The 14,632-nt window shown below is 68.1% G+C and carries 15 protein-coding genes; 5 read left to right on the forward strand and 10 right to left on the reverse strand.

What is annotated here, in order from left to right:
* Positions 1-98 precede the first annotated feature (98 nt).
* Positions 99-1,388 carry a PTS transporter subunit EIIC gene (locus ACIA8X_RS07280; RefSeq protein ID WP_393457317.1) on the forward strand — a complete coding sequence of 430 codons (1,290 nt, stop codon included), beginning with the start codon at positions 99-101 and terminating at the stop codon, positions 1,386-1,388.
* A gap of 125 nt (positions 1,389-1,513) precedes the next feature.
* Positions 1,514-2,764, forward strand: coding sequence for a PTS transporter subunit EIIC (locus ACIA8X_RS07285; RefSeq protein WP_393457314.1), 1,251 nt, complete (start codon positions 1,514-1,516; stop codon positions 2,762-2,764).
* 107 nt (positions 2,765-2,871) lie between these two features.
* Here ACIA8X_RS07285 and ACIA8X_RS07290 read toward each other — a convergent pair whose 3' ends face one another.
* Positions 2,872-3,624 carry an MBL fold metallo-hydrolase gene (locus ACIA8X_RS07290; RefSeq protein WP_393457311.1) on the reverse strand — a complete coding sequence of 251 codons (753 nt, stop codon included), beginning with the start codon at positions 3,622-3,624 and terminating at the stop codon, positions 2,872-2,874.
* A 230-nt stretch (positions 3,625-3,854) separates the two neighbouring features.
* Between ACIA8X_RS07290 and ACIA8X_RS07295 the strand changes: the two genes are divergently transcribed.
* Positions 3,855-4,316 (forward strand): type II toxin-antitoxin system PemK/MazF family toxin, encoded by a 462-nt coding sequence (locus ACIA8X_RS07295; RefSeq protein WP_399457947.1) that lies wholly within the window; start codon positions 3,855-3,857, stop codon positions 4,314-4,316.
* Between the two features lie 51 nt (positions 4,317-4,367).
* On the opposite strand, the gene ACIA8X_RS07300 is transcribed toward ACIA8X_RS07295, so the two are convergent.
* The 7 genes from ACIA8X_RS07300 to clpS all read right to left on the reverse strand — a co-directional run bounded on the left by ACIA8X_RS07300 (position 4,368) and on the right by clpS (position 9,298).
* Complete coding sequence (locus tag ACIA8X_RS07300; protein ID WP_393457305.1) at positions 4,368-5,318, reverse strand: PLP-dependent cysteine synthase family protein; 951 nt, start codon at positions 5,316-5,318, stop codon at positions 4,368-4,370.
* Between the two features lie 5 nt (positions 5,319-5,323).
* Positions 5,324-5,602: a MoaD/ThiS family protein gene (locus ACIA8X_RS07305; protein ID WP_093908163.1), complete on the reverse strand. Its 279-nt coding sequence runs from the start codon at positions 5,600-5,602 to the stop codon at positions 5,324-5,326.
* Between the two features lie 85 nt (positions 5,603-5,687).
* Positions 5,688-5,783: a putative leader peptide gene (locus tag ACIA8X_RS07310; RefSeq protein ID WP_311737150.1), complete on the reverse strand. Its 96-nt coding sequence runs from the start codon at positions 5,781-5,783 to the stop codon at positions 5,688-5,690.
* 79 nt (positions 5,784-5,862) lie between these two features.
* Positions 5,863-6,285, reverse strand: coding sequence for a Mov34/MPN/PAD-1 family protein (locus tag ACIA8X_RS07315; protein WP_393457301.1), 423 nt, complete (start codon positions 6,283-6,285; stop codon positions 5,863-5,865).
* 247 nt (positions 6,286-6,532) lie between these two features.
* Positions 6,533-7,972, reverse strand: coding sequence for an amino acid permease (locus ACIA8X_RS07320; protein WP_393457298.1), 1,440 nt, complete (start codon positions 7,970-7,972; stop codon positions 6,533-6,535).
* 361 nt (positions 7,973-8,333) lie between these two features.
* On the reverse strand, positions 8,334-8,942 hold the full coding sequence (locus ACIA8X_RS07325; protein WP_393457295.1) for a DUF2017 domain-containing protein: 609 nt from the start codon (positions 8,940-8,942) through the stop codon (positions 8,334-8,336).
* A gap of 38 nt (positions 8,943-8,980) precedes the next feature.
* Positions 8,981-9,298: an ATP-dependent Clp protease adapter ClpS gene (gene clpS / locus ACIA8X_RS07330; protein ID WP_393457292.1), complete on the reverse strand. Its 318-nt coding sequence runs from the start codon at positions 9,296-9,298 to the stop codon at positions 8,981-8,983.
* A gap of 91 nt (positions 9,299-9,389) precedes the next feature.
* On the opposite strand from clpS, the gene ACIA8X_RS07335 reads away from it, so the two are divergent.
* Both ACIA8X_RS07335 and ACIA8X_RS07340 read left to right on the forward strand, forming a co-directional pair.
* Entirely contained in the window at positions 9,390-10,748 is a 1,359-nt protein-coding gene (locus ACIA8X_RS07335) for a nicotinate phosphoribosyltransferase (RefSeq protein ID WP_393457289.1), read from the forward strand.
* Positions 10,749-10,884: 136 nt separating this feature from the next.
* A complete protein-coding gene (locus ACIA8X_RS07340; RefSeq protein ID WP_393457286.1) occupies positions 10,885-11,475 on the forward strand; it encodes an isochorismatase family protein in 591 nt (196 codons plus the stop codon).
* A gap of 106 nt (positions 11,476-11,581) precedes the next feature.
* On the opposite strand, the gene ACIA8X_RS07345 is transcribed toward ACIA8X_RS07340, so the two are convergent.
* Both ACIA8X_RS07345 and ACIA8X_RS07350 read right to left on the reverse strand, forming a co-directional pair.
* Positions 11,582-11,926, reverse strand: coding sequence for a hypothetical protein (locus ACIA8X_RS07345; protein WP_399457948.1), 345 nt, complete (start codon positions 11,924-11,926; stop codon positions 11,582-11,584).
* A gap of 122 nt (positions 11,927-12,048) precedes the next feature.
* Positions 12,049-14,397 (reverse strand): immune inhibitor A domain-containing protein, encoded by a 2,349-nt coding sequence (locus ACIA8X_RS07350; protein ID WP_393457280.1) that lies wholly within the window; start codon positions 14,395-14,397, stop codon positions 12,049-12,051.
* Positions 14,398-14,632: the final 235 nt, after the last annotated feature.

The following is a 14,632-nucleotide window of genomic DNA, read 5'->3' on the forward strand; positions in this document are numbered from 1 at the left end:
CTTTACGAGCGGTTGCGTGGTGAGTGCCGAAGGATGACGTCACAGCAACCCAATCGCCGGTAACTGGTCTACACCACCTGACAGGCGGTCGCCAACCCATGAATGCCGAGACCGAGACCTCCCCCGCACGCAGGCGGTGGCAGACGGCGTTCCAGGGCCTGCAGAAGATGGGCCGCAGCCTGCAGCTCCCCATCGCCGTACTACCGGCCGCCGGCATCCTCAACCGGCTGGGGCAGCCCGACATGTTCGGCGCGGACGGCCTGGGCTGGGACAACGTCTCCAGGGTGATGGACGGCGCGGGCGGCGCGCTGCTCGACAGCTCACTCGGGCTGCCCCTGCTGTTCTGCGTCGGTGTGGCCATCGGCATGGCGAAGAAGGCGGACGGTTCGACGGCGTTGGCGGCGGTGACGGGGTTCCTCGTCTACTACAGCGTGCTGCGCGAGTTCCCGGAGGACTGTCCGGGGGGCTCGACGGCGGTCCCGAACGTCGGCTGTCAGGTGCAGGACGGGTCGGTGACCGTCTTCGAGTACCAGAACCCGGGCGTCTTCGGCGGCATCGTCATCGGCCTGCTGGCGGCCTGGTTCTGGCAGCGCTACCACCGGACGAAGCTGGTGGACTGGCTCGGCTTCTTCAACGGGCGCCGCCTCGTCCCGATCCTCATGGCGTTCGTGGCGATCGCGTTCGCGGTGCTGTGCCTGTGGGTCTGGCCGCCGATCGGTGACGCACTGGAGAGCTTCAGCGACTGGATGAGCGACCTGGGCGCCTGGGGTGCGGGTGTGTTCGGTGTCGCGAACCGCGCGCTGCTGGTCATCGGGCTCCATCAGTTCCTGAACGTGCCCATCTGGTTCCAGTTCGGCAGCTACACCAAGCCGGACGGCGAGGTGGTGCACGGCGACATCAACATGTTCCTCGAAGGGGACCCGACCGCCGGCCAGTTCACCTCCGGCTTCTTCCCGATCATGATGTTCGCCCTGCCTGCGGCGGCCCTCGCGATGACCCACTGCGCCAAGCCGCACCGCCGCAAAGAGGTCGGCGGTCTGATGCTGTCGGTGGCGCTGACGTCGTTCGTCACCGGCATCACCGAGCCGATCGAGTACTCGTTCCTCTTCATCGCCCCGCTCCTGTACGCGGTGCACGCGCTGCTCACGGGCGTGTCCATGGCGGTGACATGGGGGCTCGGGGTCCACGACGGCTTCAGCTTCTCCGCCGGACTGATCGACTACATCATCAACTGGAACCTGGCGACGAAACCCTGGGCGATCATTCCGATCGGCCTCTGCTTTGCCTTCGTGTATTACGCGATCTTCCGTTTCGCGATCACGAAGTTCGATCTGAAGACCCCGGGCAGGGAGCCGGAGGACGAGGTCGAGGACGTCACAAAGGGCTGAGGAGTTACGGCCCGAGTTGACCCGGAAATCCCGCGGGAATCGCGGGTTCCTTATCTCACCTTCATCGTGCTACAACAGGTCTACACCACTGAGTGGTGTAGACCACCACCCGATGGAGGAAGTCTATGAGCACCGCCACCGCATCGGCGGCCCCCACGAAGAAGTGGGGATCCGGTCTTGTCCAGGGCCTGCAGAAGGTCGGCCGCAGCCTGCAGCTGCCGATCGCCGTGCTGCCGGCGGCGGGCATCCTGCTGCGCCTCGGCCAGGCCGATGTGTTCGGCAAGGACGGTCTCGGCTGGAACAAGGTCGCGGCCGTCTTCATGACGGCCGGTGACGCCGTGTTCGCCAATCTGCCGCTGCTGTTCTGCGTCGGCATCGCCATCGGCTTCGCCAAGAAGGCCGACGGCTCCACCGCGCTGGCGGCGCTGGTCGGCTTCCTGGTCTACAAGAACGTGCTGACCGCGTTCCCGATCACCGAGGCGAAGATAACCAAGGGTGCGGACGTCGCCGCCACCTACAACGACCCCAAGGTCCTCGGCGGCATCGTCATGGGCCTGATCGCCGCGGTCACCTGGCAGCGCTTCCACCGCACCAAGCTCCCCGACTGGCTGGGCTTCTTCAACGGGCGCCGCCTGGTCCCGATCCTGATGGCCTTCATCGGCACCGCTGTCGGTGTCTTCTTCGGCCTGGTCTGGGAGCCCATCGGTGACGTGATCACCAGCTTCGGCGAGTGGATGACCGGTCTCGGCGCTGTCGGCGCGGCCATCTTCGGTGCCATCAACCGCGCGCTGCTGCCGGTCGGCATGCACCAGTTCGTCAACACGGTGGCCTGGCAGGAGATCGGCTCCTTCAAGGACTCCGCCGGTGCCGTCTGGCACGGTGACCTGCCGCGCTTCTTCCACGGCGACCCGACCGCCGGCCAGTTCATGACCGGCTTCTTCCCGATCATGATGTTCGCCCTCCCGGCCGCCGCCCTCGCCATCACGCACACCGCCCGCCCCGAGCGCCGCAAGGCCGTCGGCGGCATGATGCTCTCGCTCGCGCTGACCTCGTTCGTCACCGGCATCACCGAGCCGATCGAGTTCGCGTTCATGTTCATCGCGCCCGTGCTGTACGTCATCCACGCCCTGCTGACCGCCCTCTCGATGGCCGTCACCTGGGCCCTGGGCGTCCATCACGGCTTCAGCTTCTCGGCGGGCGCGATCGACTACTTCCTCAACTGGGGACTTGCCACCAAGCCTTGGATGATCATCCCCGTCGGCCTGGTCTTCGCCGCGATCTACTACTCCGTCTTCCGCTTCGCCATCACCAAGTGGAACCTCCCCACCCCGGGTCGCGAGCCCGAGGAGGAGATCGAGGACCTCACCAAGGCGTGAGCCCCCACCGCTCCACGACATGACGAAGGCCCCGGAACCGAAAAGGTCCCGGGGCCTTCGTGCACATACGGGCCTGAACCCCGTACGGGCTGTTTCTCGGCCGGCCGCTAGATCTCGTACGACAACCTCGGCACCGCCAGCTCCACCGGACCGTCGTACTCCGCGCGCGCGTCGGCCAGGTTGACCTGGGGGTCGGTCCACGGGGGGATGTGGGTGAGGACCAGGCGGCGGGCGTTCGCGCGGGCCGCTGTCTGGCCCGCCTCGCGGCCGTTGAGGTGCAGGTCGGGGATGTTCTCCTTGCCGTGCGTGAAGGCGGCCTCGCACAGGAACAGGTCGGCGTCGCGGGCGAGTTCGTCCAGGGACGTGCTGATGCCCGAGTCGCCGGAGTAGGTCAGGGTCTTTCCACCGTGCTCGATGCGGATGCCGTACGCCTCCACCGGATGGGCCACGCGCTCCGTGTGCACCAGGAACGGGCCGATCTCGAAGGTGGACGGCTTGACGGTGTGGAAGTCGAAGACCTCGCTCATGGACGAGGCGGTGGGGGTGTCGGCGTAGGCGGTGGTCAGACGCTGTTCCGTGCCCTCGGGTCCGTAGACCGGGATCGGGTCGCAGCGGCCGCCGTCGTGCCGGTAATAGCGCGCGACGAAGTACGCGCACATGTCGATGCAGTGGTCGGCGTGCAGGTGGCTGAGGAAAATCGCGTCGAGGTCGTAGAGACCGCAGTGGCGCTGCAGCTCGCCAAGGGCACCGTTGCCCATGTCGAGAAGCAACCGGAAGCCGTCGGCCTCGACGAGGTAGCTCGAGCAGGCCGATTCCGCGGACGGGAACGACCCCGAGCAGCCGACGACGGTGAGCTTCATGAAACAGAAACCTCCGCTGGCTGGAAACCAGAGAATCCAGAAGATCGGGAATGGGGCGTCGGGGGTCGTGCGGTTCGTCGAGCGTAAGGCGCAAAACCTCCGGTCGCTCCTCCGCCAAGGTCGGTTGTGGGCGAACTCACCTGTGGTGTCACGCGTTCGGCTGGACGCGGGGAGTATGAGGCAGGAGAGAAGGCGCGCAGGGGTGGGCGCGCGCCGGTACCTTCGTGCGTATGGACACGTCCTGGTGGCTCGCGCTCGCGGCCGTGATACTGCTCGCACTGGTCGCCACGCTCGTCGACGGGTGGGGGCGCGGACGGCGGCCGCAGGGGCGGCGCACCCGGCCGCCGGGGCGATCCGAGGGGCGTACTCGGGGGCGCACGTCGACGCGTCCCGAGCCCGCGGAGATCTGGTGGGCGAACGTGCCGTACGAGGACGGGCCCGGCGCGAAGGACCGGCCGTGTCTGGTGCTCGCGGTGCGGGGGCAGCGCGTAACCGTCGCCAAGATCACCAGCAAGTACCGGGACGAGCGGTACGGCGTGATCCCGCTGCCGCCGGGTGCGGTCGGGGACACGCGGGGGCGGGCGAGTTTTCTGGAGACGGGTGAGCTGCGGGACGTACCGGTGTCGGACTTCCGGCGGCGGGTGGGGGTGATGGACCCGGTCGTATGGGACCAGGTCCGTCACCTCGCGTAGGGCGCCGTCACTCGCCCGAGGGCCTCGCGGACCCGGAGCCGGCGGACCGGCTCATGCCCAGAGCTGCCCCTGGACCGTCTCGATGGCCTCTTCGGTCGTCGCCGCCGTGTAGACGCCGGTCGAGAGGTACTTCCAGCCGCCGTCGGCCACGACGAACACGATGTCGGCGGACTCGCCCGCGTTCAGCGCCTTCTTGCCGACGCCGATCGCGGCGTGCAGTGCGGCGCCCGTGGAGATGCCCGCGAAGATGCCCTCCTGCTGGAGGAGTTCACGGGTGCGGGTGACCGCGTCGGCCGAGCCGACGGAGAAGCGGGTGGTCAGGACGGAGGCGTCGTACAGCTCGGGGACGAAGCCCTCGTCGAGGTTGCGCAGGCCGTAGACCAGGTCGTCGTAGCGCGGTTCGGCCGCGACGATCTTCACGTCCGGCTTCTGCTCGCGCAGGTAGCGGCCGACGCCCATCAGGGTGCCGGTGGTGCCGAGTCCGGCGACGAAGTGGGTGACCGAGGGGAGGTCGGCGAGGATCTCCGGGCCGGTCGTGGCGTAGTGGGCGCCCGCGTTGTCCGGGTTGCCGTACTGGTAGAGCATCACCCAGTCGGGGTGCTCGGCCGACAGCTCCTTGGCGACCCGTACGGCGGTGTTGGAGCCGCCCGCGGCCGGGCTGGAGATGATCTCCGCACCCCACATGGCGAGCAGGTCCCGGCGCTCCTGCGAGGTGTTCTCGGGCATCACGCACACGATGCGGTAGCCCTTGAGCTTCGCCGCCATCGCCAGGGAGATACCGGTGTTGCCGCTGGTCGGCTCCAGGATCGTGCAGCCCGGGGTGAGGCGGCCGTCCTTCTCCGCCTGCTCGATCATGTGCAGGGCGGGGCGGTCCTTGACCGAGCCGGTGGGGTTGCGGTCCTCCAGCTTGGCCCAGATGCGGACGTCCTCGGACGGCGACAACCGCGGCAGGCGCACCAGAGGGGTGTTGCCCACCGCGGCGAGCGGGGAGTCGTAGCGCATGTGGATCAGGCCATACCGCCGGCCACGGCCGGCAGGATCGTGACGTTGTCGCCGTCGGCGAGCTTGGTGTTGATGCCTTCGAGGAAGCGGACGTCCTCGTCGTTCAGGTAGACGTTGACGAAGCGGCGCAGTTCGCCGCCGTCCACGATGCGGGCCTGGATGCCCGCGTGCCGGGTCTCGAGGTCGGTGAACAGCTCGGCGAGGGTGTCACCGCTGCCCTCCACCGCCTTCTGACCGTCGGTGTAGGTGCGGAGGATGGTGGGGATGCGGACCTCGATGGCCATGGTTGCGGGCTCCTGTCGGGAGTTAAGGGGTCAGTGGGCGCACGACGGCACGCCGCGGCTCACAGCCGTACGGCGGCAGGGAACGTCAACAGATGGCGCTGTTCAGCCTGCACAGGTCGACGTGCAGCCGCGCCACGAGCAGTACGCTCGGCGCCTTGTCGCTCACGTCGTTCAGAACCATGGGGTCATCGTATCGATTCCCGGTCAGCGCCCAGGAGTGTGATCTCGCATACTGGATGAATTCTGACTGAATGGCGAGATCAGTACGCCTCCACCACCGTGACCTCCTCCTCCGTGACCTCGCCTTCCACGATCCGGAACGAGCGGAACTGGAAGTCGCCGAGGCCGTCGGTGTCGGCGGTGGAGACGAGGACGTAGTGCGCGCCGGGCTCGTTGGCGTAGGAGATGTCGGTGCGCGAGGGGTAGGCCTCGGTCGCGGTGTGGGAGTGGTAGATGACCACCGGCTCCTCGTCGCGGTCGTCCATCTCGCGGTAGAGCTTGAGCAGATCGCCGGAGTCGAACTCGTAGAACGTGGGCGACATCGCCGCGTTCAGCATGGGGATGAAGCGCTCGGGGCGGTCCGAGCCGGCCGGCCCCGCGACGACGCCGCACGCCTCGTCGGGGTGGTCCTTGCGCGCATGGGCGACGATCTGATCGACGAGGGCCTGGGTGATGGTCAGCATGACGGTCAGGATAAGCAGAGGGGCCGCTCCGTACCGAGGGTTGGTACGAAGCGGCCCATATGCCGGACGCCCTGAGCGGCAGCCACCGGGAGCGCCACGAGTGCTCCCGAGTGGCGGGACGTCCTAGGAAAGGCTGCTCGGCAGCGCCGCAAGGGGCGCGGGGAACTGCGCGACCAGCCACGACGGAGCCGCAGACGAGCGACGGCCATCCGCGGCAATCACCTCACGGGCTCCTTCAGCGAAGCGACTAGCCGACCTTTTCGAGCTCGGGCTCATCGCCACCGCGCGCAGCGATCTGCGGATTGCGCCTCTTGAGGATCGCCCACCCGATGCCCAGGGCCACAGCCCAGCCGGCCGCGACGTACAGGCAGATCCGCGCGTCCTTGTCGTACGCGATCATGAAGGTCACGCCGATGAGGAAGAGGAGCGCGACCCAGCTGAACAGCGCTCCGCCGGGAGCGGGGAAGGACGAGGCGCGCAGCCGTCCCGCGTCGACCGCGGCGCGGTAGCGGATGTGGCTGACGAGGATCATCATCCAGGTCCAGATGCCTGCCGCGGTGGCGACGGAGGTGACGTACTGGAACGCCTTCTCCGGGACGACGTAGTTCAGGACGACGCCGATGCCCATGAGCGCCACGGAGACCGCGATGCCGATGGCGGGCGTCTTGCGGGCGGTGAGCCTGCCGAAGGCCTGCGGGGCCTCGCTGTTGGAGGCGAGGTCGCGCAGCATCCGGCCGGTCGAGTACATGCCCGAGTTGCAGGACGACAGGGCTGCGGTGAGCACCACGAAGTTGACGATGCCCGCGGCGAGCGGGATGCCAATCTTGCCGAAGGCGTGCACGAACGGGCTCTCACCGGCGGAGAACTCGGTCCACTTGACGACGGAGAGGATCACCAGCAGCGCACCGACGTAGAAGACGATGATGCGCCAGGGCAGGGTGTTGATGGCCTTGGGCAGGGTCTTCTCGGGGTCCTCGGACTCGCCCGCGGTGACGCCGACGAGCTCGACGGCGAGGTAGGCGAACATGACGCCCTGGAGGGTCATCAGGCTGGAGCCGATGCCGTTCGGGAAGAAGCCGCCGTGCGACCAGAGGTTGGAGACGGTGGCGGTGTCACCGGCATCGGAGAAACCGAGGGTGAGCACGCCGAGGCCGATGACGATCATGCCGATGATGGCCGTGACCTTGATCATCGAGAACCAGAACTCGACCTCGCCGAAGATCTTGACGGAGATCAGGTTGACGCCGAAGAGCACCACCAGGAACACGAGGGCGCTGACCCACTGCGGGATCTCGGGGAACCAGAAGTGGATGTAGATCGCGGCGGCCGTGAGCTCGGCCATGCCGGTGACCACCCACATGAGCCAGTACGTCCAGCCCGTGACGAACCCGAAGAACGGGCCGAGGAACTCGCGGGCGTACTCGGCGAAGGAGCCGGAGACGGGCCGGTAGAGGAGCAGTTCGCCCAGGGCCCGCATGATGAAGAAGATGACGACGCCCGCGAGGGCGTACATGAGGATGATGCTGGGGCCGGCCTTGGCGATGTTCGCTCCGGCGCCCATGAACAGCCCGACGCCGATGGCGCCGCCGATCGCGATCATCTGGACCTGACGGCTGCCCAGGCCTCGCTCGTACCCCTCTTCCGGGGCACCCGTGACCTTCTCGTCAGTGACCTTCGCAGAGGTCATGTGTAGTGCGCCTTTCTCCATGCCGACCCGGGCCTTCGTCGGCCTCGGATCGGGTCTCGATCCCCCCGGATTGCTGGAGCTCTGCCCGGCCGACGATCCGTCGGCCACGTGGCGCACCCGGCCGAACATTTGGGTGGTGCTCGTCGGGCGTCGTGAAGATTTATCACGGCCGCAACAGTGATCGGGCCCAGGACATGTGGCGCATCGCACAGGAAGAACCGGACAAACAACACCGCCACCCGCAGAGCGGGCGGCGGCGGTGACGCGATCGTTATCCGGATTTGAGCGTCCGCTGAGCGAACACAAAACCATCACAGATGGTCAGGAAAAGGGGCACGAGTTCGCAGGAGAGGGGCACGACTTACGGCATCAGCGTCGCGACCAGCGTCTCCTGGAGCCCGCCCAGCCACAGATACGCCATCACCATCGGCTTGCGCGGATCCTCGTCCGGGAGCCGGTAGAGCAGCTCGGTGTCGTCCTCGTCGGCGATGTCCAGCCGGGAGCCGATGGCCAGACGCAGGTCGTTGAGAGCGCCGAGCCATTGCTGCGACTCCTCGACGGAGAGCTTGAGCACCGCCCCGCCCTCTCCGGCGGAGGCGGTGCTGAGCGCGTCCAGGGAGCGGACCACCGCGAGCGCGCCCGCACGCTTGCCGGCCCGCAGGTCGTTCTCGGTGTAGCGGCGGAACTCGGCGGAGTACGCCCGCTGCTCCTCGGCCTCCTTGGCCTGCGGGGTGCCCTCGGGGTCGCTGTAGGCGTCCGGGAACAGGCGCTTGAGGACCGGGTCGGCGGGCGGTTCGCTCGGGCCCTCGGCGAAGAGCTCGGCGAGCGGGTCGTCGGAGGCGTCCTCGCCGGGGCCGGGGCCGATGAGCTCCAGGAGCTGCACGGCAAGCGAGCGGATGATGGAGATCTCGACGTCGTCGAGGGCGACGGCCGCGCCGCCGCCGGGGAGCGGTTCGAAGGTTCCTGGCATGGAGACGATTCGCTACTTCCGGTCCTGCGGGCGGGAGGTCATTTGCGGTCATGCTGAAGGGTGGCCCACAGGCCGTAGCCGTGCATGGCCTGCACGTCGCGTTCCATCTCCTCGCGGGTACCGCTGGAGACGACCGCCCGGCCCTTGTGGTGGACGTCGAGCATGAGCTTGGTGGCCTTGTCCTTGGGATAGCCGAAGTACGACTGGAAGACGTACGTCACATAGCTCATGAGGTTGACCGGGTCGTTGTGGACGATCGTGACCCAGGGGACGTCGGGCTCAGGTACGGCGAACACTTCCTCCGCCGACTCGGTGCGTTCGATCTCTACGGGAGCGGGTGACGTCACACAGCCCATGCTGCCACCGGAGGGGGGTGGTCGCACAAATCCTCGGCGAACCCCAGGACCAAATCGTCAAACTGACGAGATGGGGGTACGATCCCTTGCCATGAACACAGCGGACCTTGGGCTGCCGGTGGACGTTCCCTCGACGGCGCTCTTCACGGACCAGTACGAGCTGACGATGCTGCAGGCCGCCCTGAAGGCGGGCACCGCCGAGCGACGGTCGGTCTTCGAGGTCTTCACCCGCCGACTGCCCAACGGGCGGCGCTACGGCGTCGTAGCGGGCACCGGCCGCGTGCTGGACGCCGTCGAGAACTTCCGCTTCGACGCGGACGTCCTCGGCTTCCTGCGCGAACGGAAGATCGTCGACGAGGAGACCCTGAAGTGGCTCGCCGGCTACCACTTCTCCGGCGACATCTGGGGCTACCCCGAGGGCGAGGTCTACTTCCCGGGCTCGCCGATCATGCGGGTCGAGGGGACCTTCGCCGAGTGCGTGCTGCTGGAGACGGTGATCCTCTCCATCCTCAACCACGACTCCGCGATCGCCGCGGCCGCCTCCCGCATGGCGTCGGCCGCCGGTGACCGCCCGCTCATCGAGATGGGCGCCCGGCGCACCCACGAGCTGGCCGCCGTCGCCGCCTCGCGCGCCGCCTACGTCGGCGGCTTCGCCTCGACCTCGGACCTGGCCGCCGGTTTCCGCTACGGCATCCCCACCGTCGGCACCAGCGCCCACGCCTTCACCCTCCTGCACGACCGCGAGCGGGACGCCTTCCAGGCCCAGGTGGACTCCATGGGCCGCGGCACCACGCTGCTGGTGGACACCTACGACGTCGCCGAGGCGGTCCGTACGGCCGTGGAGGTCGCCGGGCCCGAGCTGGGCGCCGTCCGGATCGACTCGGGCGACCTGCTGCTGGTCGCGCACCGGGTGCGGCAGCAGCTGGACGAGCTGGGCGCGACGGACACGAGGATCATCGTGACCTCCGACCTGGACGAGTACGCCATCGCCTCGCTGGCGGCGGCGCCGGTGGACGCGTACGGCGTCGGCACCCAGCTGGTGACCGGGTCCGGGCATCCGACCTGCTCGATGGTCTACAAGCTGGTCGCCCGTGCCGAGTCCGCGGACCCGGGGGCCCCGCTGGTGCCGGTGGCGAAGAAGTCGAGCGGTGGCAAGACCTCCATCGGCGGACGCAAGTGGGCGGCTCGGCGCCTCGACGAGTACGGCGTCGTGGAGGCCGAGGTCGTCGGCACGGGGGCGGTTCCTGCGGAGCTCGCCGAACGGCAGCTGCTGGTCGAGCTGGTCAAGGGCGGTGACGTCGTGGCGCGCGAGCCGCTGGACGTCGTACGGGACCGGCACGTGGCCGCCCGCGCGAACCTGCCGCTGTCCGCGACGCAGCTCTCGCGCGGGGAACCTGTCATCCCGACGGAGTATGTCAACGGGCGCTCGGGTAGCCAGACGGGGTCGTGAAGCGAATGCGCCCGGCGCGCTCACCCCATGCCCCCTCCCGCCACCGACGCGAAGTCTCTAGGCTCGTAAGTTCACGGCCGGGCCCGCACGCTTTCACCGTCCCGACCTCAGCGTCCATAACCGAAGGACACCGACCATGCGCCGCGCCTTGATCGTCGTAGACGTGCAGAACGACTTCTGCGAGGGAGGCAGCCTCGCGGTGGCCGGCGGTGCCGACGTGGCCGCCGCCGTCACCGAGCTGATCGGGCAGGCGGCCGGGTCCGGCTACCAGCACGTCGTAGCCACCCGCGACCACCACATCGCACCCGGCGGCCACTTCTCCACGAACCCCGACTTCGCCCACTCCTGGCCGGCGCATTGCGTCGCGGGCACGGAGGGCGTCGGCTTCCACCCGAACTTCGCCCCCGCGGTCGCCTCCGGCGCGGTCGACGCCGTGTTCGACAAGGGGGCGTACTCGGCGGCGTACAGCGGGTTCGAGGGGGCCGACGAGAACGGGGTGAAGCTGGCCGACTGGCTGCGGGCCAGGGCGGTCGCGGAGGTGGACGTGGTGGGCATCGCCACGGACCACTGTGTGCGGGCCACCGCGCTGGATGCGGCGCGGGAGGGTTTCCGTACGCAGGTGCTGCTGGATCTGACCGCGGGGGTGGCCACGGAGACCACCGAGCGGGCGCTGGAGGAGCTGCGTGAGGCGGGGGTCGAGCTGTCCGGGAAGCCGGTGGTCGCGTAGCCGTGCGCTCCGCGGGGGTGCCGCCGAGCGCTCTGCGGGGTGCCGCGATAGGCCGACGGGCGGCTGCGGCGCCGTTGTGGCTGGTCGCGCAGTTCCCCGCGCCCCTTTAGGGCGTTGTTGCGGGCCTTCTCAAGAGGGCTCTGATCGGGTGCCACAGCTCCTGGGCTAGATCCGAGCCCGTGGGGACACCGTTGTCGGGGGCCGTTCGCCATATCAGGCCGTCCGGGTGGTGCAGGACCGCCGTGATCTCGTCCGGGGTCGGTGGGGAGCCGTTGCCCCTCAGGTAGACGGCTCGCATGCCCAGGTTGCGGAGCCTGGTCAGGGCTCGGGCGCGGTTCTGGGCGTGGACGAGGACACGGACGCAGCCCGTGCCGTCGGCGGTGGGTCTGGGCAGTTCCAGCGCCACCACCACGCTGCCGGTCGGCAGCTTGCAGAAACCTCCTGCGGCCATGCGGTCACACCCCCGTGCGAGTCGGTGTCAATAAGGGAAGCACAGGGTGCACCTAAACACGACCGGCGGCCACCCCGCCAGGGGGTAGCCGCCGATAGCGCTCTGACCTGCTAAAACGTGGATTACTTCACCGCAGGGCCGACCTCGACCGTGATCGTCGAGCCATTCTCGGCTTCCTTGATGATCTTGATCTTGGTGTTGGTGTCAGTGATCTTGACGCCCGCCGCGGGGGTCGCCGCGTCGTAGTACGTGTTGGTGCGGTCGTTGAAGACCGGCACCCCCGCACGCGACGGGATCTTCTTCGCGACGTCCGCGTTGTGCAGCGTCATGCCGTCCGTACGGAAGCGGCTGAACGGCGCGTCGTAGGACTGGATACGGTTGCGCATCAGCGTGCCGTCGGCCCACTTCAGCGGGGTCGGGTGGGAGTCCACCGGGAGGACCAGACCGACACCGGGGTGCGTGCTGGTGTTGTTGTCCGCCTGGGAGGTGTCCCACTTCCAGATCAACAGGCCGTTCTGGTAGGCGTAGTGCTCCACCCAGTCCGGACGGGTCGTCGAGAAGCCGAAGTTGTACGGGCCCGTCTTCAGGGTCTTGTCGTACGACACGTACTGACGGTTCTCGGCGATGTAGTACTGCGCGTAGTCGTCCGTGATGGACGCGCCGATGCGCGAGAAGCCCTTGGTCTTCCAAGCCTCGTCCGCGCTCTCGGCGTTGTCGGAGAACACCGCGGTGCCGTCGGCGGTCACGGTGATCTGGTCCGCCGCGAAGCCCTTCTGGGCCACGCCGCCGTCCGTCTGGTAGCGGAAGCGCAGGTCGATCTTCTTGCCGGCGTAGGCGTCGAGCGGGAAGACCAGCTTCTTGTAGGCGTCCACCGTGCCGGTCAGCGCGGGCTTGCCGCTGGCGTCCTTCGGGAGGGCCGCACCGTCGACCGTGCCGTCGACGGCCGTCCAGTTGGCGCCGCCGTCGGTCGAGACCTCGGTGTAGAGGTAGTCGAACTCGGCCTCGATGTCGTACCAGCCGTCGAGGGTCAGCGAGGCCGCCGACTTGCCCGTGAGGTCCACGGAACGGGTCAGCGTGTTGGCGAGGTTGTCGCCGCTGCCGCTCCACCACTGGTTGGCGCCCTGCGCCGGCTCCACGATCGGCGTGGTGACCCTCTTCTTGGGCAGCTCGACCACGAGGGCCTGCTTGTGCCGGGTGTTGTACGCGGCGAGGCCCAGCTTGTGCTCGGACGTCGTCGCGGCCTTGGCCGTGTCGTAGTTCAGCCAGCCCAGCTGCAGCTTGTCCCAGGCGGTCATGTCGCCGGGCAGGTCACCGATCTCCTTCTTGCCGGTGCCGAGCCAGGAACCGGAGGACATCAGGGTCCAGAAGCCGGTGGAGTTCTCGCCGCCGGCGGTGTCGTAGTGGTCCGGCAGACCGAGGTCGTGGCCGTACTCGTGGGCGAAGACGCCGAGGCCGCCGTTCTCCGGCTGGACGGTGTAGTCGCCGACCCAGATGCCGGTGGAGCCGATCTGGGCGCCGCCCAGCTTGTTGTTCGCGGGGCCGGTGGCGCCGGCGTCGGTGCCGAACGCGTACCAGCGGTGGGCCCAGATCGCGTCGGTGCCCTGCGCGCCGCCGCCCGCGGACTCGTCCTCACCGGCGTGCACGACCTGGAAGTGGTCGATGTAGCCGTCGGCTTCGTTGAAGTCGCCGTCGCCGTCGAAGTCGTTGCGGTCCCACTGGTCGAACCGCGTGACGTCCGCCTTGATCTCGGCGTCGGTCTTCCCAGCTGCCTTCTGCTGGGCGACCCACGCGTTCAGACCGTCGCTGACGACGTTCCAGACGCTGGAGCAGTTGGTCTGGCCGCAGGCGTTGTTGCCGTACCGGGCCTCGTTGTACGGGACCTTGACCCAGTCGGTGACCTCGCCCTCGACCGAGTAGCGGCCCGAGGACTGCTTCTCGTAGTACTTCTTCAGCGACTCGGTCTTGCTGCCGGTGCCGAAGTAGAGGTCCTGGAAGTGCTTCTGGTTGTAGTCCGCCTGCCAGGCCGTCGAGTTGTCCTTCTTGCGGTCGGGCTCGGCTATCTGGTTGTGGGCCGGGCCGGGCGTGCCGCCGAACTCGCTGATCTGGTCGCCGAACTCGACCAGGATCGTGAATATCTTGTCGGTCTGCTCACGGCCCAGCTCGACGTACTTGCTGTCGCCCTTCTTGCTCTTGAGCTCGACGACCTTCGAGCCGGCGCGGTCCTTCACCTTGGCCTTGCCGGATATGACCTGGTTCAGCGCTTCCTCGCGCTGCGCCTCCCGGGTCTTGCTCAGGGGGCCTTCCAGGTCGTGGTCGGCGTGCGGGTGGTCCGCCGGGTCGTGCCGCTCCACGGACGGCGCCGCCGCGCCTTCGTCGGCCTGAGCCACCGCGAAGGTCGAGAACGTCGCCGCTGCCGTCGCGAGCGCGACGGCGGTTGCCGCCGCTCTGAACGTCCAGGGTCTACTGGTCACTTGCTTCCTCCCCCGCGTCCGGGCGCGCGGAAGGAGGGTCCTGGTCTCGGAGGGTCCGCGCGCGCCTGATCAACGCGTGTAGTCAAGTGACGACATTTGACTAGAGGTTAACCAGAAAAAACAGACCTTGACTTGAACAAGTCAAGTGCACTATGCGGAGTTGATGTTCGTTTTACGGACAACAATCCTGCGGCCAACGGGCGCGTGCCGCCGTCCACTTGCTGGACGCCATGAC

This window comes from Streptomyces sp. NPDC051738, from assembly GCF_044453205.1.
Taxonomy (GTDB): domain Bacteria; phylum Actinomycetota; class Actinomycetes; order Streptomycetales; family Streptomycetaceae; genus Streptomyces.

Coding starts and splice junctions, on each gene's coding strand:
- ACIA8X_RS07295 (WP_399457947.1), top strand. CDS start 3,855: ATGGACACGTCCTGGTGGCTCGCGCTCGCGGCCGTGATACTGCTCGCA.
- ACIA8X_RS07320 (WP_393457298.1), bottom strand. CDS start 7,972: ATGACCTCTGCGAAGGTCACTGACGAGAAGGTCACGGGTGCCCCGGAA.
- ACIA8X_RS07305 (WP_093908163.1), bottom strand. CDS start 5,602: ATGGCCATCGAGGTCCGCATCCCCACCATCCTCCGCACCTACACCGAC.
- ACIA8X_RS07280 (WP_393457317.1), top strand. CDS start 99: ATGAATGCCGAGACCGAGACCTCCCCCGCACGCAGGCGGTGGCAGACG.
- ACIA8X_RS07310 (WP_311737150.1), bottom strand. CDS start 5,783: ATGGTTCTGAACGACGTGAGCGACAAGGCGCCGAGCGTACTGCTCGTG.
- ACIA8X_RS07325 (WP_393457295.1), bottom strand. CDS start 8,942: ATGCCAGGAACCTTCGAACCGCTCCCCGGCGGCGGCGCGGCCGTCGCC.
- ACIA8X_RS07340 (WP_393457286.1), top strand. CDS start 10,885: ATGCGCCGCGCCTTGATCGTCGTAGACGTGCAGAACGACTTCTGCGAG.
- ACIA8X_RS07335 (WP_393457289.1), top strand. CDS start 9,390: ATGAACACAGCGGACCTTGGGCTGCCGGTGGACGTTCCCTCGACGGCG.
- clpS (WP_393457292.1), bottom strand. CDS start 9,298: ATGGGCTGTGTGACGTCACCCGCTCCCGTAGAGATCGAACGCACCGAG.
- ACIA8X_RS07285 (WP_393457314.1), top strand. CDS start 1,514: ATGAGCACCGCCACCGCATCGGCGGCCCCCACGAAGAAGTGGGGATCC.
- ACIA8X_RS07315 (WP_393457301.1), bottom strand. CDS start 6,285: ATGCTGACCATCACCCAGGCCCTCGTCGATCAGATCGTCGCCCATGCG.
- ACIA8X_RS07300 (WP_393457305.1), bottom strand. CDS start 5,318: ATGCGCTACGACTCCCCGCTCGCCGCGGTGGGCAACACCCCTCTGGTG.
- ACIA8X_RS07290 (WP_393457311.1), bottom strand. CDS start 3,624: ATGAAGCTCACCGTCGTCGGCTGCTCGGGGTCGTTCCCGTCCGCGGAA.
- ACIA8X_RS07345 (WP_399457948.1), bottom strand. CDS start 11,926: ATGGCCGCAGGAGGTTTCTGCAAGCTGCCGACCGGCAGCGTGGTGGTG.